Genomic DNA, 23,123 nt, shown 5'->3' with positions numbered 1-23,123 from the left:
GCATGCAGCCGCATGATTTCTGGCAGGACGTCCATCCGGCGGGCACATTCGAGCCGGACGGGCCGTTTTCCGGCTTCTTCCCGGCGACGCTCGACGACGGCCGCCAGATCAGGCTGCCGATCCGTCCGCTGGCCGATGGAGAACATGCGCTCGCCTCGCTGATCATCAACCAGGCAGGCTTCGACGTGCAGGATGCGCTTGCAGCCGATCTCGCGCCGAAGCTCGCGGCGCACCGGCCGGAAGTGATCGTCGGCCTGCCGACGCTCGGGCTGACGCTTGCCGCCGCCGTCGCCCGGTCGCTGGGTTTTGCCCGCTACGTGCCGCTCGGGACATCGAAGAAATTCTGGTATGACGAAAACCTGTCGGTGCCGCTGTCCTCGATCACGACACCCGAACAGCAGAAGCGGCTTTACGTCGATCCTCGCATGCTGCCGCTCATCGAGGGAAAGCGCGTTGCCCTGGTGGACGACGTGATCTCCAGCGGCACGTCGATCGTCTCCGGCCTTTCCCTGATGGCATCGCTCGGCATCGAACCCGTGGTGATCGGCGCCGCCATGCTACAATCGGAGCGCTGGCACGACAGGCTCGATGGCTTCGGCCGCCAATGGCGCACGCGGGTCGTCGGGGTGTTCAGGACGCCGATCCTGAAAAAGGCGGGCGAGGGGATCTGGACCGCCTGAGGCGATTTGTGCCTTGCGAAAGGCTGATGGCTCATTAGGATCGGAAGATCACTCACCGCGGGACTCTCACAAAAATCGGGAATAGCTTCATGGACTTGGTGTTCGATGGCCATAACGACGTGCTTCTACGCCTCTGGCGGACCATGAAGGCTGGCGGCGACCCGATCTCCGAATTCATGAACGGCACTGCGAGCGGCCATATCGACGGCCCGCGCGCCAAGGCCGGCGGCCTCGCAGGCGGGCTCTGCGCCATCTATATTCCGTCCGGCGACCTCGTACTCAAGGAGCCGGACACGAACGGCCACTATGAAACGCCGCTTTCCGCACCGCTCGATCATCTTCCCTCGCTGGCGATCGCGCTGGAGAAAGCCTCTATCGCCCTGCGTCTCGACAGGGCCGGCGCCTGGCGTCTCTGCCGTTCGACGGCCGAGATCCGCCAGGCAATGCAGGACGGCATCTTCGCCGCCGTCATGCACATGGAGGGCTGCGAGGCGATCGATCCAGATTTCGACAATCTCGAAGTCTTCCACGCTGCGGGCCTGCGCTCGCTCGGACCGGTCTGGAGCCGGCACAACATCTTCGGCTACGGCGTACCCTTTGCCTATCCGATGTCGCCGGACACCGGCCCGGGGCTCACCGACCTCGGCTTCGAACTCGTCAGGGCCTGCAACAGGCTCGGCATCCTCATCGATCTTGCGCATATCACCGAAAAGGGCTTCTGGGATGTGGCAAAGACCACCGACCAGCCGCTGATCGCCAGCCACTCCAACGCTCATGCGCTGACGCCGGTCGCCCGCAACCTGACGGACAAGCAACTCGACGCGATCAAGGAAAGCGGCGGTCTCGTCGGCCTCAACTATGCGGTCACCATGTTACGCCCCGACGGGCGCGACAACGTGTCGACGCCGCTCTCCGACATGGTGCGCCATGTGAACCACCTGGTCGACCGCATGGGGATCGATCACGTGGCACTTGGCTCGGACTTCGACGGGGCGTCGATTCCCGAAGAGATTCAGGATGCTGCAGGCAATCAGAATCTGGTTGCGGCCCTCAAAACTGAGGGATACGCTGACGACGAACTCATAAAGCTATGCCGGGAAAACTGGCTGAGAGTTTTGGGGAAGGCTTGGCAGGAATAGCCCGCTTCCCCAGAGGTCCAAAAAGGAAAAAACAGGGGAACCAAGACCATGATCCACAAACTCAACAAGCGTTTCCGCATGCTGTCCACCAGCGCGGCGCTGTCGCTCATGCTGCTGGCCGTGCCGCAGGCATTCGCGGTAACGCCGAAGGATACGCTCGTTATCGGGCTTGCCTTCGACGACATCATCACGCTCGATCCGGGCCAGGCCTTCGAGTTCTCCGCCGGCGAGATCGGCGGCAACAGCTATGACCGCCTCGTGCGCCTCGACATCAACGACACATCGAAGGTCACGCCGGACCTTGCAGAAAGCTGGACCGTTTCCGACGACGGCCTGACCTATACGTTCAAGCTGAAGCAGGGCCTGAAATTCGCATCCGGCAATCCGATCACGGCGGACGACGTCGCCTATTCCTTCGAGCGCTCCGTCAAGATCGATGGCCCGCCGGCATTCATCCTCAACCAGTTCGGCCTGAAGAAGGACAACATCACCCAGAAGGCGGTCGCCAAGGATGCCAACACCTTCGTGCTGACCCTCGACCAGTCCTATGCGCCATCCTTCGTGCTGAACTGCCTGACGGCGACCGTCGCCGCTGTCGTCGACAAGAAGCTCGTTTCCCAGCACGTTACAAATGACGACTACGGCAATGCCTGGCTGAAGACCAATTTCGCCGGTTCCGGCCCTTACAAGGTCCGCGAATGGCGCGCCAACGAAGTGGTCGTCCTGGAACGGAACGACAATTACTGGGGCGAAAAGCCGAAGCTCAACCGCGTCATCTACCGGCACATGAAGGAAAGCGCCGGCCAGCGCCTGGCGCTCGACAACGGCGATATCGACGTTGCCCGCAACCTCGAGCCGAACGATATCGACGCGGTTGCCAAGAAGGGGACGACGGTTACCAGCACGCCGAAAGGCTCGGTCTTCTATTTCAGCCTCAACCAGAAGAACCCCAACCTGAAGAAGCCGGAAGTCGTAGAGGCGATGAAATATCTCGTCGACTATGACGCGATCGGCGCCACCCTCATCAAGGGCGTCGGCGAAATCCACCAGACCTTCCTGCCGAAGGGCATTCTCGGTTCGCTCGACGAAAAGCCCTACAAGTTCGACGTCGCGAAGGCGAAGGAACTGCTCGCCAAGGCCGGCCTGAAGGATGGCTTTACGGTCACCATGGACGTGCGCAACACCCAGCCGACCACCGGCATCGCGGAATCCCTGCAGCAGACTTTTGCGCAGGCCGGCATCAAGATGGAACTCATCCCCGGCGACGGCAAGCAGACGCTGACCAAGTACCGGGCCCGCACCCACGACATCTATATCGGCCTGTGGGGCGTCGACTACTGGGATCCGAACTCGAACGCGGAGACCTTCACCTCCAACCCCAACAATGCCGACGACGGCACCACGAAGACGCTCGCCTGGCGCAATGCCTGGGATATTCCGGAGCTCACCAAGGAAACCAAGAGCGGTTTCGTGGAGCGGGATCCGGCCAAGCGCGCGGCGATCTATGAAAGCCTGCAGAAGAAGGTGCTGGCCAGTGGTCCGTTCGTGCTGGTCTACCAGCAGACGGAAGTCGCGGGCGTCGGCAAGGGCGTGAAGGACTTCAAGCTCGGCCCGACCTTCGATACGAACTACGTCTTCACGGTGTCCAAGGATTAAGCCCGGAAGGCCAGTTCATTGACCCTTCCAGAAACAAGCGTGGCGACACGGCGCAATCGGCGCCGTGCTTCGTCCGCCTTGGCCTCCGTGCTGCGTTTTGCGGTGACGGTGGTTACCACCGTCTTCGGACTCCTCTTGGTTACGTTCTTCATCGGCCGCGTCGTGCCCATCGATCCGGTGCTGGCGATCGTCGGTGATCGCGCGCCCGCCCATGTGGTCGAGCGCGTGCGGCTGGAGCTCGGGCTTCACCTGCCACTCTACGAGCAGTTCTACATCTATGTGAAGCAGGCTCTCTCCGGCGATTTCGGCACCTCCGTCCTGACCACCAATCCGGTGCTGGAGGATATCAAGCGCGTCTTTCCCGCGACGATTGAGCTTGCGACGATCGGAACGCTGCTCGGAGCCTTCATCGGGGTTCCGCTCGGCGTGCTCGCGGCCGTCAAGCGCGGCAGCATTGCCGACCAAGTCGTGCGGGTGATCGGGTTGATCGGATACTCGGTGCCGATCTTCTGGCTGGGGCTGCTGTCGCTCGTGCTCTTTTACGCACAGTTGCGCTGGGCCGCCTATCCCGGCCGCGTCGACATCGTCTATGAATACAGCTTCACGCCGGTCACCAATTTCTATCTGCTCGACGCCGCGATGCAGGGCCAATGGGACGTGGTCTGGGATCTCTTCCGCCACATCGCGCTGCCCGGTTCGCTGCTCGGTTATTTCTCGCTCGCCTATATCAGCCGCATGACCCGTTCCTTCATGCTGAACGAGCTTTCGCAGGAGTATATCGTGGCGGCGAGGGCGAAGGGGCTTTCGGAGGCCCGCATCATCTGGTTCCACGCGCTGCGAAACGCGGCCGTGCCGCTGGTGACGGTGATCGCCCTTTCCTACGCCAACCTGCTGGAGGGCTCCGTGCTGACCGAGACCATCTTCTCCTGGCCGGGGCTCGGGCTCTACATCACCAATTCGCTGCAGAACGCAGACATGAACGCGGTGCTCGGCGGCACGCTGATCATCGGTTCGGTCTTCGTCGGCATCAACATCTTCTCCGATCTCCTCTATCGCACGCTTGACCCGAGGACGCGCAACCGATGAGCATCGCGGAACCTGAAACAAGACCCTATAGCCGCGAATGGCTGCTGTCCGACCGTCCGACGTCTCGCAGGCAGGCGCGGCTCGGGCGTGCCTATATCGTCTGGCGTCGGTTTGCGGAAAACCGCCTGGCGCTCGTCGGTCTCGCCATCCTCATCCTGCTTCTGGTAGTCGCCGCCTTTGCCGACGTCCTGGCGCCCCACAATCCGGTTCAGGGGGACCTGCGCAATGCACGCCTGCTGCCGCCGGGAACGGCAGGTTATCTGCTCGGGACGGACGACCAGGGCCGCGACATCCTCTCGCGTCTCATCTATGGCTCCCGGCTGACATTGCTCGTCGTCGTGCTGGTGGCGGTCATCGCGGCGCCGATCGGGCTGATCGTCGGAACGGTTTCCGGTTACGCCGGCGGCTGGATCGACGCGGTGCTGATGCGCATCACCGATATCTTCCTCGCATTCCCGAAACTCGTGCTGGCGCTTGCGCTGGTGGCGGCCCTCGGCCCCGGCATCGAAAACGCGATCCTCGCAATCGCCGTCACCTCCTGGCCGCCCTATGCCCGCATCGCCCGCGCCGAAACGCTGACCTTCCGCCATTCCGAGTTCATCGCGGCGGTGAAGCTGATGGGTGCGTCGCCTTTCCGCATCGTTCTGCGTCACGTCATGCCGCTCTGCGTCTCGTCGTTGATCGTGCGCGTGACGCTCGACATGGCGGGCATCATCCTGATCGCCGCGGGCCTCGGCTTCCTCGGGCTCGGCGCGCAGCCGCCGCTTCCCGAATGGGGCGCGATGATCGCCTCCGGCCGCCGCTTCATCCTCGACCAGTGGTGGGTTGCGGCCATGCCGGGCTTCGCGATCCTGATCGTCAGCCTCGGGTTCAACCTTTTGGGCGACGGCTTGCGCGACGCGCTCGACCCGAAGGAGGCCGGCCAATGACCGTATCAACCAGCCCGCTCCTGACTGTCGAGGATCTGCGCGTCACCTTCCCGACCCGCACCGGCGAAGTGAACGCGGTGCGCGGGGTTTCCTTCGCGCTCGGCAAGGAAAGGCTCGGCATCGTCGGCGAATCCGGCTCCGGAAAATCGCAGACCGGGCGCGCCATCATGGGGCTGACGCCGGGCCACGCAAAGATCACCGCAAAGAAGCTCGCGTTCGGGGATCGGGATCTTCTGGCCATGCCGAAGTCCGAACGCCGGGCGCTCCGGGGCAAGCGGATCGCGATGATCCTGCAGGATCCGAAATATTCGCTCAACCCGGTGTCCACGATCGGCCGGCAGATCGTCGAAACTCTGAAGACCCACGAGAAGATAAGCACGGCGGAAGCCAAGAGCAGGGCGCTCGCCATGCTGGAGGCGGTGCAGATCCGCGATCCGGAACGGGTGTTCGACCTTTATCCGCACGAGGTTTCCGGCGGCATGGGTCAGCGTGCGATGATCGCCATGATGCTGGTCTGCGGCCCGGAGCTGCTGATCGCCGACGAGCCGACATCGGCGCTGGACGTTACCGTGCAGCTCGAAGTCCTGTCGATCCTCGACAAGCTGGTGGCCGAGCGCGGCATGGGGCTGATCTTCATCTCCCACGATCTGAGGCTGGTTTCCTCCTTCTGCGACCGGGTCATCGTCATGTATGCGGGCAAGATCGTGGAGGAACTGCCCTCGGCCGATCTTGCTGGGGCGCAGCATCCCTATACGCGCGGGCTTTTGAACTGCCTGCCGACCATCGGCACCGACCGGCATCCGCTGCCGGTGCTCGACCGCAAGCGGGAGTGGGCGCTATGACCTCGGCGATTTCCATCCGCGACATGCTCGTCAGCTATGAGGGCTTTCCGGCGCTCGACGGTGTCAGCCTCGATGTCGGTGTGGGCGAGTCCTTCGGGATCGTCGGCGAATCCGGCTCCGGCAAATCGACGCTGCTGCGCGCCGTTTCCGGCCTGACGTCGTTTTCTCAGGGCACGCTGACCGTCAACGGCCGGTCCTATTCCGGGCGGCGGCGCGACAAGGAATTCTACCAGACCGTCCAGATGGTCTTCCAGGATCCCTACGGCTCGCTGCATCCGCGCCAGACGGTGGACCGCCTGCTGCTGGAACCGCTCGTCATCCATGGTTTCGACAATATCGAGGCGAGGATTACCCGCGCGCTCGACGAGGTCGGATTGGGATCGGGTTTCCGGTTCCGCTATTCGCACCAGCTTTCCGGCGGCCAGCGGCAGCGCATCGCGATCGCCCGGGCGCTCATCCTGGAGCCGAAGATCCTGCTCCTCGACGAGCCGACCTCGGCGCTCGACGCCTCGATCCAGGCGGAAATCCTGAACCTTCTCGAACAGGCGCGGCGCGACCGCAACCTGACCTTCGTCATGGTCAGCCACGATCTCGGCGTCATCAGCCATATGTGCGAACGGCTGGCGGTGATGAAGACCGGCAAGGTGGTCGAGACCATGCCGGCGGAGGCTCTGGAAAAGCGCGAGTTTTCCGCCGATTATACGCGCCAGCTGCTCGTCGCCAGCGAAGGTTTCCGCCGAGGCTGAAGAGGCAGGTTTCGTAGGACAAGGATCGCATGCAGCTTCGCGCGCTTATGTATTTCGATGAACTGGTGCGGACGAACTCCATGCGGGCGGCGGCGGAGAACCTCAACGTCGCAGCCACCGCAGTTTCGCGGCAGATCGAGAACCTGGAGCACTATTTCGGGACGCCGCTCGTCGAGCGCAGCAATCGCGGCATCAAGCTGACGGCCGCCGGCGAGCTCCTGGCTGCAAGGGCAGGGCGGACGCTGCGGGAGCTGGAGCATGTGCATCGGCTCATCGACGACCTGCAGGGCCTTCAGCGCGGACGGGTGGTGATCTATGCCAACGGAGCGACGGTCGCCAATCTCCTGGCGCCGGTTCTGGCGGAATTCAGCCTGAAATATCCGAAGCTGAGGTTCGAGGTCGCGATCACCAGCGCTCGGGAGGCGGTGGAGGCACTGGCTGCCGCCGAAGCCGACCTGGTCGTGACGCTTTTTGCCCCAAAGATATCCGGCGTGAAGGTGAGGCTGCGCTCCGAAATCACCTATGACGTCATCATGGCGGCCGATCATCCCGCGGCTGGTGCCAAGGAATTGACGTTGCGCGATCTCGTGCAGATGCCGCTTGCGCTGCCGGACAAGAGTTTCGGCGCGAGGCAGGCCTTCGAGGAGATATTCTCCAAAGAGGGGCTGGAGCTCGATCCGGTCTTCGTCACCGGCGCACTGGAAATGCTCAAGGAACTGGTGCTGCGGCGCGCCGCGGTAACGCTCTTGCCGGCGCTTGCCGTGCAGCGGGAGATCGACGCCGGCCAGCTCGTTGCCGTGCCGATCGCAGCCAGCAAAGGCGTGCGAACCCCGATCGATCTCTGCGTCGCGCCGGACCGGCAGCTTTCCTTCGCTGCGGGCAAGCTCGTCGACTTCATCGAAGGTTTCATGCGCGGGACCGACAACCGCAAGTCGGCGGCCCGGAAAGCGGCGAGCTAAACGCACTCGTGTATCGATTTCGGCTACACAGAGAACACAAAAATCTGCATTGTGTGTGCACCTGCGAAATGACACACTCCGGTTAAATGGTGATCCTGCAGGTGCCGTCGGGGCTGGATCGCCGATCACAAGGGGACCACTGATGGGCAGGATGACGTTCTTGAACTCTGCGACGATTCTGAAGGGGGCAACCTTGGGGCTTGCCTTGGCGGCTGGCCTTTTTCTCACGGGTGCGGGTGCCGAAGCCGCGCCGAGGACGGCAATCACCGTCGGCATGGCGATCGAGCCTGCCGGTCTCGACCCGACGATCGCCGCACCGGTCGCCATCGGCCAGGTGACCTGGCAGAACATCTTCGAAGGCCTGACGACGATCGACAAGGCCGGCAAGGTTCAGCCGCAGCTCGCCGAAAGCTGGCAGATCTCCCCGGACGGTCTCACCTATACGTTCAAGCTGCGCCAAGGCGTCAAATTCCACAACGACGTCGCCTTCGATTCCTCCGTGGCGAAATTTTCGATCGACCGGGCTCGAGGCGCCGATTCCGTCAATCCGCAGAAGCGCTATTTCGCGTCGATCGACACAGTCGAAGCGCCGGATGCGTCGACGCTCGTCCTGAAGCTCAAGCAACCCGCCGGCAGCCTGCTCTACTGGCTCGGCTGGCCGTCCTCCAGCATTGTCGAACCGAGATCGGCGGCAGAGAACAAGACGACGCCGATCGGTACCGGACCGCTCAAATTCGTGAGCTGGGCCAAGGGATCGAAGGTCGATCTCGCCAAGAACCCCGACTACTGGAACAAGGCCGTGTCGCTGAAGCTCGACACGGCCGCATTCCGCTTCATCAGCGACCCGCAGGCTCAGGCGGCGGCGCTCAAAGCCGGGGATGTCGACGCCTTCCCGGAATTCGGCGCGCCGGAACTCATCAAGTCTTTCGAAGGCGACAAGAAGCTTGCGACCGTGATCGGCAATACCGAGCTCAAGGTGGTCGCCGGCATGAACAATACGCGCAAGCCGTTCAGCGACAAGAAGGTTCGGCAGGCGCTGATGATGGCGGTCGACCGCGCGACCGTGGTGGAAGGCGCCTGGTCCGGTTACGGCACGCCGATCGGCAGCCACTACACGCCGAACGACCGCGGCTACAAGGACCTGACCGGCGTCTATCCCTATGACGCCGAGAAGGCGAAGGCTTTGCTTGCCGAGGCCGGATATCCCGATGGCTTCACCTTCACAATCAAGGCGCCACAGATGGCCTATGCGCAGCGCTCCTCGCAGATATTGCAGGCGATGTTTGCGGAAATCGGCGTGACGATGAATATCGAGACGACCGAATTTCCGGCCAAATGGGTGGCGGACGTGTTGAAGGCCGCGGACTACGACATGACCATCGTTGCCCATGCCGAGCCGATGGACATCGATATCTATGCCCGCGATCCCTATTACTTCAACTACAAGAACCCGGCCTTCAATGAGGTGCTGAAGAAGGTGGAGGCGACCTCGGATCCCGCCGAACAGGAGAAGCTATACGGCGACGCGCAGACCATTCTCGCCGATGACGTGCCGGCGCTCTACCTCTTCGTCATGCCCAAACTCGGCGTCTGGAACGCCAAGGTGAAGGGACTCTGGGAAAACGAGCCGATCCCGTCGAACGTGCTCACGGATGTTCATTGGGAAGAGTGAAGCCTGGATCATGAGTTGGAGTAGGGTGGCAGCGGCAACCTCTTTCCGTGCGATGGCTGAAATCGCAGTGGCGATACCCCCCTCTGCCCTGCCGGGCATCTCCCCCTCAAGGGGGGAGATCGGCAAGAAGCGACGCCTCTCGTCCCCATGTATGATCGCCCTGCCGCTGGCGGGGGGAGGGAACTTATCCAGCGGAAGCTGGGATGGGGCGGAAACCGGCACGGCATACCGATCTCCCCCCTTGAGGGGGAGATGCCCGGCAGGGCAGAGGGGGGTGGTTCCCCACGCTTATCGGGTATTGAACCTGCTGCGCCACCCCCCACAAGGGGGGAACCGGCAGGGAGTGCGCCGTTCATGATCTCCATCCTCGTCCGGCGCATCCTTAGCCTCGTCGTCACGCTTTTCGTGGTTTCTCTGCTGATCTTCACCGTGATGGGGCTTTTGCCTGGGGATCCGGCGGCGATCATGCTGGGGACGTCGGCAAGCCCGGAAACGCTGGCCGCGCTCCAGAAGCAGCTCGGTCTCGACCAGCCGCTGCCGGTACGGTACCTCGCCTGGCTCGCCGGCGTCTTCCGAGGCGATCTCGGCCAGTCCTACACCTATGGGGTGCCGGTCGCAGGCCTGATTGCCGAGCGGCTCGCCGTCACCATCCCGCTTGCGCTGATCGCAATCGTCATTTCCGTGCTGGTCGCCGTGCCGCTCGGCGTGCAGGCGGCGCGCAGTCACAACGGCGCCTTCGATTTCGTCGCCGGGCTGTTTTCCTATATCGGCATCGCCGTACCAGCTTTCTGGGTCGGGCTGCTCCTGATCATTCTCTTTTCCAGCATGCTCGGCTGGATGCCGGCGGGCGGCTTTCCGGGCTGGGATGCAGGGTTGTTCGCCGGCCTCGAGGCTCTCGTCCTGCCGGCGGTGGCGCTTGCCTTGCCGCAGGCCGGCGTGCTGACGCGGGTGGCGCGGGCGGCGGTGCTCGAAGTGATGAACGAGGATTTCGTCCGCACTGCCCGCGCCAAGGGTCTGAGCGACGGCACCGCCATCTGGCGGCATGCGGTTCCGAACGCGCTGGTGCCCGTCGTCACCATGCTCGGCCTGCAGTTCACCTTCCTGATTGCCGGTGCGGTGCTGGTGGAGAACGTCTTCAATCTGCCGGGGCTCGGGCGGCTTGCCTACCAGGCGCTTTCCCAGCGCGATATCGTGGTGATGCAGGATGTCGTGCTGTTCTTCTCAGGCCTGGTGATCCTCATGAATTTCGTGGTCGATCTCGCCTATCTCGCGATCGACCCGCGCCTGAGGGCCGGTGCCCAATGAGGAAAGCGTTTCGCCGTCCCGTCTTTCTCATCGGACTTTTCATCTCGCTTGCGCTGTTTTCCGTCGCGCTCCTCTCGCTCGTCTGGACGCCGTTCCCGCCCACCAAGATGAACATCGTCCAGAAGCTCAAGGCGCCGCTCGAATTCGGCCTGCTCGGCACCGACCAGTTCGGCCGCGACGTGGCGTCCGCGCTGATGGTCGGCGCCTGGAACTCGCTGTCCACCTCCATTCTTGCGGTGGCGCTCGGCGCCAGCATCGGCACGATGGCCGGCGTCGTCGTGGCCATGCGGCGCGGCTGGCTCGAGCTGATCGTCATGCGCGGCTGCGACATCATCTTTGCGGTGCCGCCGATCCTGTCGGCCATGATGCTCGGCGCCTTCATCGGCTCCGGCCGGTTCACCGCCATCGTGGCGATAGCCGTCTTCATGGTGCCGGTCTTCGCGCGGCTGACGCTCAGCGCGGCGCTGCAGATCTGGACGAGGGACTACGTGGCCGCGGCTGTGGGTATGGGAAGATCAAAAGCCACGATCACGCGCGTCCATGTGCTGCCGAATATCTCCAACCAGATCATCGTGCAGGTGACGATCCAGCTCGGGCTTGCAATCCTGACCGAAGCGGGGCTTTCGTTTCTCGGGCTCGGCATGCCGCCGCCGGCACCGACCTGGGGGCGGATGCTTGCCGACTCACAGACCTTTCTCGGCCAGGCGCCGTGGCTCGCCCTGATGCCGGGCCTTGCCATCGCGCTCGCCGTCCTTGGTCTCAACATGCTGGGCGACGGCCTGCGGGACCTTCTCGATCCACGCGACGATTCCTGATTTCCGGAACGAAGATATTGTGATGAACGATCTCCTGAAACTGACCATCCGTGAGCTGAAGGGCCTCTATGCGGCGAGGAAACTCTCTCCTTCCGAATATTGGCTGGCCGTCGAAGATCGCATCGCCGCCTTCGAGCCGCATGTGCAGGCGCTTTATCTCTTCGATCCGGACAGCGCACGGACGCAGGCCGCCGCCTCCGGCGAACGCTGGATGAAAGGCGAGACGCTCGGTCCCCTCGACGGCGTGCCCGTCACGCTCAAGGAGCTGATCGCCACCAAGGGGCAGCCCGTGCCGCTCGGTACGGCGGCGGTCGAGCTCGTGCCGGCGGGCGAGGATGCGCCGATCGCCGCACGGTGCCGGGAGGACGGCGCGGTGATCTTTGCCAAGACCACCTGTCCTGACTACGGCATGCTCTCCTCCGGCCTTTCGAGCTTCCATCACCTGAGCCGCAATCCCTGGGATCTGACGCAGAATCCGGGCGGGTCGAGCGCCGGGGCGGCGGCTGCCGGTGCGGCCGGCTTCGGGCCGCTGCATATCGGCACGGATATCGGCGGCTCGGTGCGTCTGCCGGCCGGCTGGACCGGCCTTTTCGGTTTCAAGCCGAGCCAGGGGCGCATCCCGGTCGATCCCTATTATGTAGGCCGCTGCGCCGGCCCGATGACCAGGACGGTCGAAGACGCCGCCATGTCGATGGCGACGCTTTCGCGGCCGGACTGGCGTGACGGCACGAGCCTGCCGCCCAACGCGTTCGACTGGCTCGACCTCCACATCGATGTGAAGGGCATGAAGATCGGCCTGATGCTCGACGCGGGTGTCGGTTTGCCGCTCGACGGAGAGGTCCGCGATGCGGTCGTCGCTGCGGCCAAACGCTTCGAGGAAGCGGGTGCCATCGTCATGCCGGTCGAACCGGTCATCACACGGGCGATGCTCGATGGGCTCGACAACTTCTGGCGGGCCCGCTTCTGGAGCGATATCGAAAAGATGCCGGAGGAGCGCCGGGCCTTGATCCTGCCCTATATCTATCAGTGGGCGGAAGGCGGCACCTATATTTCCGGCGTCGAGGCGGTGCGCGGCTTCAACCAGACGATCGAGATGCGCAAGTCGGCCGGCAAGCTGTTTTCCACAGTCGATGCGGTTATATCGCCCACCAATCCGATCGTTTCCTATCCGGCCGAATGGGCGTCGCCGACCAACAACCCGGCGCTGCCATTCGAACATATCGGCTTTACCGTGCCCTGGAACATGTCGGAGCAACCGGCTTCGTCCATCAACTGCGGCTTCTCCAGATCCGGCATGCCGATCGGACTGCAGATCGTCGGCCCGCGTTTCGACGACATGCTCGTCCTCAAGCTTTCCCGGGCTTTCGAAGAATGGACCGGCGGGATCACCCGGTGGCCGGAGCCGCCGACAGCGGACTGATTCCCAATTCCATCGGCCAGTCTTCTGCTCCCCGTCCCGTCGGGAACAATCGCGTTTCTGCTGCGTTCAACGCCGGCAGTCCGAAACGGGATTGCAAAGCCGCGCGCTCGCCAGGCGCTTATCGAGGAGGTTGACGATGAAAGGCATATTCCTGTGGCCTTGCATGTCCCAATTCCGGTCCTCCTCACCGTCTTCCGCGTCATTTGATTTTTCGCAAAGCCGGCCAGCGGCCTGAATGCTTCAAAAGAACCGATAAACCGAGGAGATCGAATATGCCCACAGCCAATCCGACCAGCGAATTCGCCCGCAGTGGCAACGGCCAGAACTCTGCCACCTCGAAGGACATCGAGGTGCAGCTGCAGCAGCTCCGTGAGGACATTGCTTCGCTCGCCCGTTCTGTTGCCGCCGTCGGCAACGAGAAGGCAAGCGAAGTGCGCGGAAAGGCGCGCCGCGCCGCCAACGAGGCTGCAGATGCCTCGCTGCACATGGTGGAAGCCGCTCGCGAACAGGCGATGAGTCTGGAGCGTGATCTGGAACGTCAGATCCGCACGAACCCTATCCAGTCCGTCGCCATCGCCGCGGGCGTTGGTTTCCTGTTCGCACTGTTGACGCGCCGCTGATGCTGACGGGACTCGGGCCTCTCCTGGCTTCGCTCGCCGCGATCGATATCGCGGCGTTCATGAGCCGGTTCAGGCGAAACGCAATTCTGTACGGTTTCGCGCTCCTATTCCTGCTGACGGCCTATGCCCTCGCAATCGCGGCGCTTGCCGTCTATCTCGGCGGCCTGTGGGGCCTGCCGACGGCCCTGCTGGTCGTCGCAGGCGGCGCGCTCGTCCTCGCCCTCTTCATGTATGTCGCGGTCGTGACGGCAAATCGCGCAGAGGCGCGGCGCAAACGCGAAGTCGCGGCGGCCAACAGCAGCAAGGCGCTGATGGCGACGGCGGCCCTGTCGGCACTGCCGTTGGTGATCAAGTCGCGACCGCTCCTGTTTGTCTCGGTGGCAGCCGGCCTCGGCTTTCTGCTGACGAGAAGAGCGGGTTCGGCCAGACGCCATACGGACGAACCGGCCGAATAACCTGATCAGCGGCCTCCCGGGTTTTCCGGGAGGCCGCTTTTCCTAATCGATTTCAGCTGGAGTTCTAGCCGCCGAAGGCGCGGGCGGTGATTGCCGCGTGGTCGGGGTCGGGGCCGAAATCGCCCTCGCCGGAGACGCCGAGCAGTTCCTGAAGGCGGGTGCGGGCCCGGCTGACACGGCTCTTGATCGTGCCGACGGCGCAGCCGCAGATCGTGGCGGCTTCTTCATAGGCAAAACCGGCAGCCCCCACCAGAATGATCGCTTCACGCTGGTCGTCCGGCAGCTTGTCGAGAGCCTTGCGGAAGTCCTGAAGGTCCAGCCGGCCATACTGCTCCGGATGCACCGAAAAACGCTCGCTGAACAGACCATCGCTGTCCTGCACCTCGCGGCCGCGTTTGCGCATCTGGCTGTAGAATTCGTTGCGAAGGATCGTAAAGAGCCAGGCTCTCATATTGGTCCCGGCGGTGAAGCTGGACTGGTTGGCCCAGGCCTTCATGATCGTGTCCTGCACCAGGTCGTCGGCCTTGTCGTGCCGGCCGGTCAGGGATACAGCAAAAGCGCGCAGATTGGGCAGCGACGCAAGAAGGTCGCGCTTGAAGCCGCGATCGTCGATCTCGTCTTCTTTGCTCATTTTACTTTCACCGGCTTTGCGTTCTTCTCGGCCTGTTCCAGACGCTCAAGAAGGTCAAGAAAACGATCCGGAATTCCTTCCTCTTGCACGGCGTCGTAGAATTCGCGCAATTTACGAGAAATGGAGGCGTTCGGCTGTACCGCTCCAGGTCTGACTTCGTGGGATTGAACTGTCGTCATGTCATCTTTTTTTCTATTTTCGTCGTCACTCATCACGCAGGCAGCCTGTTGCGATATCTCGGGCATGAGAATTCGTGGGAGGAAAATAAGTTCCGCTTTCCGGAACTTTTTTTGCGCGCCCACGTTCATAATGGGTCAATTGCCCGTCTGGGCACCAGGGGAGATTTTGTATGTCACTTACCACACGCGTTGCGTCTCACCTTCCTTATCTGCGTCGATATGCTCGGGCAGTCACCGGATCTCAGACCTCGGGAGACGCCTATGTCGCTGCGGTCCTGGAAGCTCTGATCGCAGACGTTTCGATATTCCCGGAAACGTCCAAGGACCGTGTTTCACTTTATAAACTATTCGTCACGATTTTTGGTTCCACCAACATCGAAATCCGGCCGATCGAGTCGCCCTTCGCATGGGAGCAACGCGCGGCATCCAACCTGTCGACGCTGCCTTCCCAGGCTCGGCATGCTTTTCTGCTGATATCGGTCGAAGGTTTCACCGTCGAGGAGACTGCTGAGGTGCTGGATGTCAGCATAAGCGAAGTCACCCGCCTGCTCGACGAAGCGACCCGCGAAATCTCGCGCCAGGTTGCAACGGAGATCATGATCATCGAAGACGAACCGCTGATCGCGCTCGACATCGAGCAGATGGTGCAGGATCTCGGACATCGCGTCACGGGCATCGCGCGCACCCACAAGGAAGCGATCTCGCTCTTCAATACGACCCATCCGAAGATGGTACTTGCCGATATCCAGCTTGCCGACGGCAGTTCTGGCATCGACGCCGTCAACGAAATCCTGAAGTCGTCCAGCGTCCCGGTAATCTTCATCACCGCTTTTCCGGAGCGGCTGTTGACCGGCGAACGCCCCGAGCCTGCCTTCCTCGTCACCAAGCCGTTCAATCCAGACATGGTGAAGGCTCTGATCAGCCAGGCGCTCTTCTTCAATGAGGCGGTAAAGGCGGCGGCGTGATCCACGGAGCGCAGGGAGCAGGTGCAGTGGCAAATGCCGGTTCGGCTTGGCCCTGCCCACTCCTTTCGCGACGGCCGATATTGCGCGTTGTCGGCTTGTTCCCGTACGTGTGACGTCCTATAAATGACAAGCTTGTAAATCCGGGGTCTCTCCAGCGGGCACCCCGGTTTCCCCGGAAAGTCCGCAAACGGAGTGAGGAATTTGTCGCATCCCCTGACATGGCAGCAGGCTGGTCAGAGTGATGACAAGTTGCGCGAATTCTTTATGCCGGCGCTCGTCGATCTCGGTGCGAGCATCATCATCCAGGATGCCCGGCTCAACTATCTCTTCGTTACAAATCTTCCGGAGGTCTGGGCGATCGAGCATGTGGCGACGCCGAGCGATCTCAGCCTCTTCGGGGAAGAGGTCGCGGCCAAGCTCCAGGCTCTCAAGGGCGCCATCACCGAACCGGGCAACAAGGGCCATATCGAAATCACGGTCGGCACGGAACAGGTCTACGAATTTCGCGTGCAGGCGGTGGAGTTTTCAAAGCGCGGCATCCATCTCGTCACCACCATCGTCGACCGGTCGGAGGAGCGCCATCGCGAGCGGCTCCTGAGGGCGCTATTGAGAGAGGTCAGCCACCGTTCGAAGAACCTGCTGGCGATTATCCAGAGCATTGCGCTGCAGACCGCCCGTTATTCCGGCTCGCTCGAACTTTTCCTGCACAAGTTCCGGGGACGTCTCTATTCGCTTTCGCAATCCCAGGACCTGATCACCGATTCAAGCTGGCGCGGCGCCTATTTTTTCGAACTGGTGCAGCAGCAGACGGAAAAATACCTGCCGGAGAACAAGCACCTGGTGCGTGTCCAGGGCGACAACGTGCTCTTGACGCCGAACGCCTCGCTGCATCTGGGGCTCGCGTTGCACGAACTGATCGTCAATGCGGTCAGCCACGGTTCGCTTCTGCGCAGCGGCCGCGCCATCGACGTCACCTGCGGGCGCATGCAGCTCAACGGCCACGATGTGCTGGAGATCGTCTGGGATGAAACTCTGGAAACAACCCCCAATTCGGAAGAGCATGAAGAGGCGCTGAAGGCGCATTTCGGCAGCACGGTGCTGGAGCGCGTCGTGCCAGCCGCCGTCAACGGCAAGGCGCAATACGTCATTTCCTATGACCGTATCAGCTACAGGCTGGTTTTCCCTCTGGAAGGCGCCAACGACTGAGAAGTTGGCGAAGCCTCGTCACGAGGAAGGCGTTTGACGGAACCCGCATCATCGCGCTGGAAGCTACCGGCTAGTTTCATAGCCCACAAAACTGAGCTGGCTCGGTTCCGATTGACGGAGCCGAGCCAGTTCGTCTCTTCGAGGGGGATTGAAGAGTATGTCCGAAGGCTTTTGTAGGGCGGGGGACGGGGGGTCGCCTTCGAACACTGCTATAACGAGTGGCCCTGAATTAGGTTCCGAGAGTTTTTAAAAAAAATTCAGTGCCTGCTGAGCCAGTCGTCGACTTCGCGATCGGCCTCGTCCTCAGCCTTGCCGTAGCGTTCCTGGATCTTCCCGGCGAGCTGCTTGCGGTCGCCGGCAATCACGTCCAGATCGTCGCCGGTGAGCTTGCCCCACTGGGTCTGGACCTTGCCCTTGAACTGTTCCCAGTTACCCTCGACTTGATTCCAATTCATTGTTTTTCTCCTTCCCGGATTCGAAGCGGTGCATTCCGCTCTGAGAATAAAACGAGTTGGGCGGGGCGGCGGTTCCTGGAGGGTGCCAAACAAAAATGGCGGCCGAGGCCGCCATTTTTTTTCGAGCTGCGGGCCGGTCAGTGTTTCAGCGCTCTCGGATCGAGCGCGTCGCGGATTGCATCGCCCATGTAGTTGACGCTGAGCACCGTGAGCGAGATCGCCAGTCCCGGCCAGAGCACGCGCGATGGCGTGAGCTGCAGGAAGTTGGCACCGTCGAACAGGAGGCGTCCCCATGTCGGGAAGTCCGAAGGGAAACCGAGTCCCAGGAAGCTCAGGGCGGACTCGGTGATGATTGCCGAAGCGATGCCGAGCGTGGCCGAGACCATGATCGAACTCAGCACGTTCGGCAGGATATGCCGGAGGATGATCCGATGCTCCCGCATGCCGCTCGATTTCGCCGCCAGGATAAATTCCTGGCTTTTCACCGCCAGCACGTCGCCGCGGACGATGCGGGCGGTATGCATCCAGCTGGTGATCCCGATCACGAAGACGATCAGGATGAAGATGCCGGTTTCCGGTCCGAAGGCCGCCCGGAGCGTGTCGCGGAACAGCATGATGATGACGAGCAGCAACGGCAGGAGCGGCAGCGCCAGGAACAGGTCGGTGATGCGCATCAGCGGCCCGTCGAGCCTTCGGATATAGCCGGAGACCACTCCGACCAGCGTTCCAAGGAAGAGCGCCAGCAGCATGGCGGTGATGCCGACGGCGAGCGAGATGCGTCCGCCGGCGAGCACCTGGGCAAGCATGTCCTTGCCGAGATTGTCGGTGCCGAACGGATGGGCCATCGACGGCCATTGGTTCTTGTCGCGGATGTTGATGGCATTGGGGGCCACCCGGTGGATATACGGGCCGACGAAAACCGCCGTCACGATGAACGTGAAGACGATGAGCCCGACGACACCGCCCCGATGGGCACGGAACTGGCGCCATATGTCGGCAAGCGCGGAACGAGTGGGCGAGGAGGCCTTGGCGGGCGGCGCGGTTACAATGGTCGCATCAGTCATAACGGATCCTCGGGTCAAGAATGCCGTAGAGTACGTCGGCGATGAGGTTGAAGAGCACGATCAGGACCGCGAAGATGAAGGTGAGCGTCTGCACGAGCGGGATGTCGGCACCTTGCACGGCGGTGATCAGCAATTGGCCGAGGCCATTTACGCGAAAGATCTGCTCCGTGATGATGGCTCCCGAGAAGATCGTGGGAACGCCGAGGGCAATGACCGTCACGACCGGAATCAGGCTGTTGCGCAGCACGTGAATGAGCAGGACGGATTTTTCCTTGACCCCCTTGGCGCGGGCGGTGCGCACATAGTCCTGATGCAGGTTGTCCAGCATCGATGCCCGCACGAAACGGGTAATCTGGGACGCGTTGAAGAGCGCCAGCACCGTGACCGGCAAAGCCATCTGCTTCACCTGCAAGACGAAGCTCTGGAAATCCGTGACCCTCAGATTGGTGTCGTAGACGGACGGGAACCATTGCAGATAGGAGGAGAAGATGACGATCAGCAGGACACCGGTGAAGAAGGTCGGAACCGAATAGCCGACCATCGCCAGGAAGGTGCCGATCTGGTCGAAGATCGAATACTGCTTGTAGGCCGAAATCACTCCGATCGGAATGGCGATCATGACGCCGAAGAGGTAGGCGAGGCCGACCACCCAGAGGGTCTGTGGCAGGCGCTGGACGATCAGGTCGACCACCGGGCTTCGGGTGGCCCATGAGAGCACCCGCATGCGGTCCCCATCGCCGATCTGCCAGCCGGTGAGGCTTTCGAAAATGTTGAGCGGTTCATTGATGAAGAATTGCTGCAGCCATTTCAGATAGCGGATGAGGAAAGGCTGATCGAGGCCGAGAGAAGCGCGGATCTGTTCGCGGACCTCCGGGGGGATCGTCAACGGCAGGTCGCCGGTCGGATCGCTGGGCGCAAGATCCAGCAGCGCGAAGATGACGAAGCTGATGACCAGCAGCGTCGGGATTGCAAAAAGCAATCGCCGCAAAGTGTATGTGAACATCGAGAACTCTCCGAACGGGCGCGGAAGAATGGGCGTCCGCCGGGCCTGCGCTCAAAAGCGAGGCCCGGCGATCGTCGTTACTTCTTGCGCGACCAGTCGGCGACGTTCCAAAGTTCGGAGTCCCAGGCGTTCATGCGAACGCCATCGAGCTTCACGGAATGCGAGGAGACGCTACCGCGGTGGATGAGCGGGATATGCGCACCCTCTTCGGTCAGCATGTCGTTGAGCTGCTTGGCAAGCTCTTCACGCTTGGAAATATCGGCGGTCTTGGAAAGTTCGCCGACCAGCTTGTCGAAGGCCGGGTTGCAGTAGCGCGGGATATTCTGGCCCTGCCAGCCGTTTTCCGGGTTCGGAACCTTGTCGCACAGCCATTCCGCCAGGTATTTTTCCGGGTCGGTACCATCGAAGTTGTTGGTGTACATTTCGACGTCGGCATAGAACTTCTGGAAGGTGTCCGGGCTTGCCGGGTCGCCGCCGAAGAAGACCGAGGCGCTGACGTTGCGGAGTTCAGCATCGACGCCGATCTGCGACCACATGTCCTTCACCAGCTCCTGGGTGGCCTGACGGACGGAGTTGGTCGAGGTCTGGTAGAGGAAGGAAAGGCGCGCGCCGTTCTTGGCGCGAATGCCGTCGCCACCCTTTTTCCAACCGGCATCGTCGAGCAGCTTGTTGGCCGCATCGACGTCCTGCTTCAGGCACCAGCTATCGTTCTTGGTCGATGCATAGGCTTCCGGAGCGGGAACGATGTTGCAGGTCGGCTTGCCGGCTTCGCCGTAACCGGCTTCGTCGATGATGCTGCGGTCGATCGCAAGCGAAAGCGCGCGGCGGACTGCCGGATCGGAAAGCGCCGGATGCGGGCCGGCTTCCTTGGTGGAGCGCTTGTCGCCGAGCTTCGGATCGGGGTTATACCAATTGAGGTTGATACGTTCGACCTGGGTACCGAAGGAGGTCACGAGCTGACCCTTGCCGGCTTTCAGCATGGTGGCCAGCACTTCCGGCTCGACCTGCATGTTCCAGGCATAGTCGAACTCGCCGGTCTCCAGAACGGCGCGGGCAGCCGAAGCGGCATCGCCGCCGCCCTTGAGGGTCGCGGTTGCGAAGGCGGGCTTCGCCGGATCGCGGTAGTTCTTGTTGGCTTCGAAGGTGATGACGTCGTTCGGCTTGAATTCCTTGACGGTGAACGGGCCTGTGCCGATCGGGCCGAAGTTGGCGGAGGTGCAGCCCGGAGCCTTGGCGCCGACGCAGTTTTCGAACTGCTTCTTCTGGATGACCGGAGACTGGGCGCCGACGAAGGCGCTGTAAGGATAGGGCTTCGGTTCGGAAAAAGTGATCTTGACGGTCATCGGGTCCGGAGCTTCGACGCTCGTGACACCTTCATACTGGGCCTTTTGCGCGCAGCCGCCATCCGGCGCGACGCAATATTTCCAGGTAAAGATGACATCATCGGCCGTGAAAGGCGTGCCGTCCGACCACTTGACGCCGGGCTTCAGCTTCCAGGTCATGCTGAGCAGGTCCTTGGCGACGCCACCGTTCTCGATCGTCGGAATTTCGGTGACCAGCATCGGCACCAGTTCGCCCTTCTCGTCGTAACGGGCGAGCGGCTCGATCACCATGGAGGACGAATAGACTTCCTTGGTGCCGCCGGACAGGTACGGATTGAGCGTCGAGACGGCCTGCCAGAAGAGGATCTTCAGGTCGCCGTCGGTGCCTCGTTCGGCATAGGCGGCGGTACCGGTGGCGGCAAGCGCGGCGACGGTGCCAGCCAGAAGAAGTTTGAGGTTTTTCATGCTGCTATTCCCCTTGTCGTTCTCTTATGAGTTGTGTTTAGGGCCTTCCGGTCATGCCGGATTTCAGGGCCGAAGGGTCTGCGAAGCGCGTTTTATAACTTGTTGACTTCGCAGAATGATTTCTCTCTGCGTCCTCCTCGAAAACCGGGTTCAGAACAAGTTAAACCGTGTCGCCAAAAGCGAGCATGATCAAATTTTGAGCCATCTAAGCATAGGCCTATTTTGCGTTCAAGCGGGAAAATTGAAGCTTGCAAAACCTGCTTTATGCGTCGCAATATCCGCCCCGGCCAGAGTGGGAAACAGAGAAAGACAACGAGGTCTCGATCATGCCAGTCATCAATCGCGTCGCGGAAATGCAGGATCAGGTCGCCGAGTGGAGGCGCCATTTGCACCAGAATCCGGAGCTGCTCTACGACGTTCACGAGACCTCCAAATTCGTCGCCGAGAAGCTGAGATCCTTCGGCTGCGACATCGTCGAGACGGGCATCGGCCAGACTGGCGTCGTCGCGGTCATCAAGGGCAACCAGGGCGAAGGGCCTGTCGTCGGCTTTCGCGCCGACATGGACGCGCTGCCGATCCTGGAAACGAGCGGCAAACCCTGGGCCTCGAAGACACCCGGCAAGGCACATTCCTGCGGTCATGACGGCCATACGGCGATGCTGCTCGGTGCTGCCCAATATCTCGCCGAAACCCGCAATTTCAAGGGCTCCGTGGCGGTAATCTTCCAGCCGGCGGAGGAGGGCGGAGCCGGTGCGCTGGCGATGATCAACGATGGCCTGATGGAAAGGTTCGGCATCGCGCAAGTCTTCGGCATGCACAACGAACCACGCCTGCCGGTCGGCAGTTTCGCGATCCGCAAGGGTTCGACGATGGCCGCTGCCGACACCTTCGAGATCACCGTTCACGGGCGCGGCAGCCATGCCGCGCAGCCGCATCTTTCCATCGATCCGGTTCTCGCGGCCTCGCATATCGTCGTTGCGCTGCAGTCGATCGTCTCGCGCGAAACCGATCCGTTGAAATCTCTCGTGGTGACGGTCGCGTCGATCCACGGCGGCGAGGCGAACAACGTCATCCCGGCTTATGTCAAACTGGGCGGCACGGTGCGCACGCTTTTGCCGGAAACCCGCGATTTTGCCGAAAAACGTCTGACGGAAGTGGCCCAGTCTACCGCCATCGCCCATGGCGCCTCGGCGGAAATCGTCTACCGCCGCGGCTACCCGGTCACCTTCAACCATGACGAGGAAACAGATTTCGCGGTGGAGATTGCCAGCAAGGTGGCAGGCTCCAGGGCCGTGCATACCAATGTTCCCCCGCATATGGGGGCGGAAGACTTTTCCTACATGCTGGAAAGCCGTCCCGGCGCCTTCATCTTCATCGGCAACGGCGAAACCGCAAGTCTCCACAACGCCGCATACGACTTCAACGACGAGGCCATCCCCTACGGCGTCAGCTATTGGGTGACGCTCGCCGAAACCGCGCTCGCCGCCTGATTTCCGAACCCTAAGGAGG

Annotated in this window: 23 protein-coding genes; 17 read left to right on the top strand and 6 right to left on the bottom strand. The window is 62.0% G+C overall.

All coding sequences use genetic code 11. The features are described from left to right. Positions 1 to 2: 2 nt before the first annotated feature. The 14 genes from C5L13_RS29070 to C5L13_RS24760 all read left to right on the top strand — a co-directional run bounded on the left by C5L13_RS29070 (position 3) and on the right by C5L13_RS24760 (position 14,324). The gene (locus C5L13_RS29070; protein ID WP_170117321.1) at positions 3 to 680 is read left to right on the top strand and encodes a phosphoribosyltransferase; all 678 of its coding nucleotides are present in this window, start codon (positions 3 to 5) and stop codon (positions 678 to 680) included. An 89-nt stretch (positions 681 to 769) separates the two neighbouring features. After that, positions 770 to 1,819 carry a dipeptidase gene (locus C5L13_RS24825; protein ID WP_105385945.1) on the top strand — a complete coding sequence of 350 codons (1,050 nt, stop codon included), beginning with the start codon at positions 770 to 772 and terminating at the stop codon, positions 1,817 to 1,819. Positions 1,820 to 1,867: 48 nt separating this feature from the next. Continuing rightward, positions 1,868 to 3,475, top strand: coding sequence for an ABC transporter substrate-binding protein (locus tag C5L13_RS24820; protein ID WP_105385944.1), 1,608 nt, complete (start codon positions 1,868 to 1,870; stop codon positions 3,473 to 3,475). Positions 3,476 to 3,514: 39 nt separating this feature from the next. After that, positions 3,515 to 4,561 (top strand): ABC transporter permease, encoded by a 1,047-nt coding sequence (locus tag C5L13_RS24815; RefSeq protein ID WP_407070470.1) that lies wholly within the window; start codon positions 3,515 to 3,517, stop codon positions 4,559 to 4,561. After that, the gene (locus C5L13_RS24810) at positions 4,558 to 5,490 is read left to right on the top strand and encodes an ABC transporter permease (protein WP_105385942.1); all 933 of its coding nucleotides are present in this window, start codon (positions 4,558 to 4,560) and stop codon (positions 5,488 to 5,490) included. The genes C5L13_RS24815 and C5L13_RS24810 overlap by 4 nt, the downstream gene beginning before the upstream one ends. Further along, on the top strand, positions 5,487 to 6,332 hold the full coding sequence (locus tag C5L13_RS24805; protein WP_105385941.1) for an ABC transporter ATP-binding protein: 846 nt from the start codon (positions 5,487 to 5,489) through the stop codon (positions 6,330 to 6,332). Before C5L13_RS24810 ends, C5L13_RS24805 begins: the two co-directional genes overlap by 4 nt. After that, a complete protein-coding gene (locus C5L13_RS24800) occupies positions 6,329 to 7,078 on the top strand; it encodes an ABC transporter ATP-binding protein (protein WP_105385940.1) in 750 nt (249 codons plus the stop codon). The genes C5L13_RS24805 and C5L13_RS24800 overlap by 4 nt, the downstream gene beginning before the upstream one ends. Before the next feature lie 29 nt (positions 7,079 to 7,107). Further along, positions 7,108 to 8,037, top strand: coding sequence for a LysR family transcriptional regulator (locus C5L13_RS24795; protein WP_105385939.1), 930 nt, complete (start codon positions 7,108 to 7,110; stop codon positions 8,035 to 8,037). A 160-nt stretch (positions 8,038 to 8,197) separates the two neighbouring features. Next, a complete protein-coding gene (locus tag C5L13_RS24790) occupies positions 8,198 to 9,709 on the top strand; it encodes an ABC transporter substrate-binding protein (RefSeq protein WP_407070468.1) in 1,512 nt (503 codons plus the stop codon). 354 nt (positions 9,710 to 10,063) lie between these two features. Continuing rightward, a complete protein-coding gene (locus tag C5L13_RS24780; protein ID WP_105385937.1) occupies positions 10,064 to 11,014 on the top strand; it encodes an ABC transporter permease in 951 nt (316 codons plus the stop codon). Next, entirely contained in the window at positions 11,011 to 11,829 is an 819-nt protein-coding gene (locus tag C5L13_RS24775; RefSeq protein ID WP_105385936.1) for an ABC transporter permease, read from the top strand. The genes C5L13_RS24780 and C5L13_RS24775 overlap by 4 nt, the downstream gene beginning before the upstream one ends. Before the next feature lie 22 nt (positions 11,830 to 11,851). Continuing rightward, a complete protein-coding gene (locus C5L13_RS24770) occupies positions 11,852 to 13,249 on the top strand; it encodes an amidase (protein WP_105385935.1) in 1,398 nt (465 codons plus the stop codon). A 272-nt stretch (positions 13,250 to 13,521) separates the two neighbouring features. After that, positions 13,522 to 13,869, top strand: coding sequence for a DUF883 family protein (locus C5L13_RS24765; RefSeq protein WP_105385934.1), 348 nt, complete (start codon positions 13,522 to 13,524; stop codon positions 13,867 to 13,869). Then, positions 13,869 to 14,324, top strand: a complete 456-nt coding sequence (locus tag C5L13_RS24760) for a hypothetical protein (protein ID WP_105385933.1) — start codon at positions 13,869 to 13,871, stop codon at positions 14,322 to 14,324. The genes C5L13_RS24765 and C5L13_RS24760 overlap by 1 nt, the downstream gene beginning before the upstream one ends. Before the next feature lie 64 nt (positions 14,325 to 14,388). Here the strand turns inward: C5L13_RS24760 and C5L13_RS24755 are convergent, their stop codons facing one another. Next, on the bottom strand, positions 14,389 to 14,955 hold the full coding sequence (locus tag C5L13_RS24755) for an RNA polymerase sigma factor (protein ID WP_105385932.1): 567 nt from the start codon (positions 14,953 to 14,955) through the stop codon (positions 14,389 to 14,391). Then, on the bottom strand, positions 14,952 to 15,134 hold the full coding sequence (locus C5L13_RS24750; protein ID WP_105386006.1) for a NepR family anti-sigma factor: 183 nt from the start codon (positions 15,132 to 15,134) through the stop codon (positions 14,952 to 14,954). Before C5L13_RS24750 ends, C5L13_RS24755 begins: the two co-directional genes overlap by 4 nt. Before the next feature lie 170 nt (positions 15,135 to 15,304). Here C5L13_RS24750 and C5L13_RS24745 point away from each other — a divergent pair, with 170 nt between their 5' ends. After that, positions 15,305 to 16,099, top strand: coding sequence for a response regulator (locus tag C5L13_RS24745; RefSeq protein WP_105385931.1), 795 nt, complete (start codon positions 15,305 to 15,307; stop codon positions 16,097 to 16,099). 201 nt (positions 16,100 to 16,300) lie between these two features. After that, positions 16,301 to 17,305: a sensor histidine kinase gene (locus C5L13_RS24740; protein WP_245571459.1), complete on the top strand. Its 1,005-nt coding sequence runs from the start codon at positions 16,301 to 16,303 to the stop codon at positions 17,303 to 17,305. Positions 17,306 to 17,562: 257 nt separating this feature from the next. Here the strand turns inward: C5L13_RS24740 and C5L13_RS24735 are convergent, their stop codons facing one another. The 4 genes from C5L13_RS24735 to C5L13_RS24720 all read right to left on the bottom strand — a co-directional run bounded on the left by C5L13_RS24735 (position 17,563) and on the right by C5L13_RS24720 (position 21,614). Further along, entirely contained in the window at positions 17,563 to 17,760 is a 198-nt protein-coding gene (locus tag C5L13_RS24735; protein WP_105385930.1) for a CsbD family protein, read from the bottom strand. A 137-nt stretch (positions 17,761 to 17,897) separates the two neighbouring features. Next, positions 17,898 to 18,824 carry an ABC transporter permease gene (locus tag C5L13_RS24730; RefSeq protein ID WP_105385929.1) on the bottom strand — a complete coding sequence of 309 codons (927 nt, stop codon included), beginning with the start codon at positions 18,822 to 18,824 and terminating at the stop codon, positions 17,898 to 17,900. Further along, positions 18,817 to 19,827, bottom strand: coding sequence for an ABC transporter permease (locus C5L13_RS24725; RefSeq protein ID WP_105385928.1), 1,011 nt, complete (start codon positions 19,825 to 19,827; stop codon positions 18,817 to 18,819). The genes C5L13_RS24730 and C5L13_RS24725 overlap by 8 nt, the downstream gene beginning before the upstream one ends. A gap of 77 nt (positions 19,828 to 19,904) precedes the next feature. Next, a complete protein-coding gene (locus tag C5L13_RS24720; RefSeq protein WP_105385927.1) occupies positions 19,905 to 21,614 on the bottom strand; it encodes a peptide ABC transporter substrate-binding protein in 1,710 nt (569 codons plus the stop codon). Positions 21,615 to 21,940: 326 nt separating this feature from the next. Here C5L13_RS24720 and C5L13_RS24715 point away from each other — a divergent pair, with 326 nt between their 5' ends. Further along, positions 21,941 to 23,104, top strand: coding sequence for a M20 aminoacylase family protein (locus C5L13_RS24715; protein WP_105386004.1), 1,164 nt, complete (start codon positions 21,941 to 21,943; stop codon positions 23,102 to 23,104). Positions 23,105 to 23,123: the final 19 nt, after the last annotated feature.

This window comes from Neorhizobium alkalisoli (genome assembly GCF_002968635.1).
Taxonomy (GTDB): domain Bacteria; phylum Pseudomonadota; class Alphaproteobacteria; order Rhizobiales; family Rhizobiaceae; genus Neorhizobium; species Neorhizobium alkalisoli.
The sequence above is the reverse complement of the archived record's forward strand: the minus strand, read 5'-3'. Positions and strand labels throughout refer to the sequence as shown.

Excerpts from the sequence above, each read along its gene's own strand:
- C5L13_RS24780 (WP_105385937.1), top strand. The coding sequence starts at position 10,064 with ATGATCTCCATCCTCGTCCGGCGCATCCTTAGCCTCGTCGTCACGCTT.
- C5L13_RS24715 (WP_105386004.1), top strand. The coding sequence starts at position 21,941 with ATGCCAGTCATCAATCGCGTCGCGGAAATGCAGGATCAGGTCGCCGAG.
- C5L13_RS24735 (WP_105385930.1), bottom strand. The coding sequence starts at position 17,760 with ATGAATTGGAATCAAGTCGAGGGTAACTGGGAACAGTTCAAGGGCAAG.
- C5L13_RS24800 (WP_105385940.1), top strand. The coding sequence starts at position 6,329 with ATGACCTCGGCGATTTCCATCCGCGACATGCTCGTCAGCTATGAGGGC.
- C5L13_RS24775 (WP_105385936.1), top strand. The coding sequence starts at position 11,011 with ATGAGGAAAGCGTTTCGCCGTCCCGTCTTTCTCATCGGACTTTTCATC.
- C5L13_RS24805 (WP_105385941.1), top strand. The coding sequence starts at position 5,487 with ATGACCGTATCAACCAGCCCGCTCCTGACTGTCGAGGATCTGCGCGTC.
- C5L13_RS24810 (WP_105385942.1), top strand. The coding sequence starts at position 4,558 with ATGAGCATCGCGGAACCTGAAACAAGACCCTATAGCCGCGAATGGCTG.
- C5L13_RS24765 (WP_105385934.1), top strand. The coding sequence starts at position 13,522 with ATGCCCACAGCCAATCCGACCAGCGAATTCGCCCGCAGTGGCAACGGC.
- C5L13_RS24820 (WP_105385944.1), top strand. The coding sequence starts at position 1,868 with ATGATCCACAAACTCAACAAGCGTTTCCGCATGCTGTCCACCAGCGCG.
- C5L13_RS24750 (WP_105386006.1), bottom strand. The coding sequence starts at position 15,134 with ATGACGACAGTTCAATCCCACGAAGTCAGACCTGGAGCGGTACAGCCG.
- C5L13_RS24720 (WP_105385927.1), bottom strand. The coding sequence starts at position 21,614 with ATGAAAAACCTCAAACTTCTTCTGGCTGGCACCGTCGCCGCGCTTGCC.
- C5L13_RS24760 (WP_105385933.1), top strand. The coding sequence starts at position 13,869 with ATGCTGACGGGACTCGGGCCTCTCCTGGCTTCGCTCGCCGCGATCGAT.
- C5L13_RS29070 (WP_170117321.1), top strand. The coding sequence starts at position 3 with ATGCAGCCGCATGATTTCTGGCAGGACGTCCATCCGGCGGGCACATTC.
- C5L13_RS24755 (WP_105385932.1), bottom strand. The coding sequence starts at position 14,955 with ATGAGCAAAGAAGACGAGATCGACGATCGCGGCTTCAAGCGCGACCTT.
- C5L13_RS24770 (WP_105385935.1), top strand. The coding sequence starts at position 11,852 with ATGAACGATCTCCTGAAACTGACCATCCGTGAGCTGAAGGGCCTCTAT.
- C5L13_RS24745 (WP_105385931.1), top strand. The coding sequence starts at position 15,305 with ATGTCACTTACCACACGCGTTGCGTCTCACCTTCCTTATCTGCGTCGA.
- C5L13_RS24725 (WP_105385928.1), bottom strand. The coding sequence starts at position 19,827 with ATGTTCACATACACTTTGCGGCGATTGCTTTTTGCAATCCCGACGCTG.
- C5L13_RS24795 (WP_105385939.1), top strand. The coding sequence starts at position 7,108 with ATGCAGCTTCGCGCGCTTATGTATTTCGATGAACTGGTGCGGACGAAC.
- C5L13_RS24730 (WP_105385929.1), bottom strand. The coding sequence starts at position 18,824 with ATGACTGATGCGACCATTGTAACCGCGCCGCCCGCCAAGGCCTCCTCG.
- C5L13_RS24825 (WP_105385945.1), top strand. The coding sequence starts at position 770 with ATGGACTTGGTGTTCGATGGCCATAACGACGTGCTTCTACGCCTCTGG.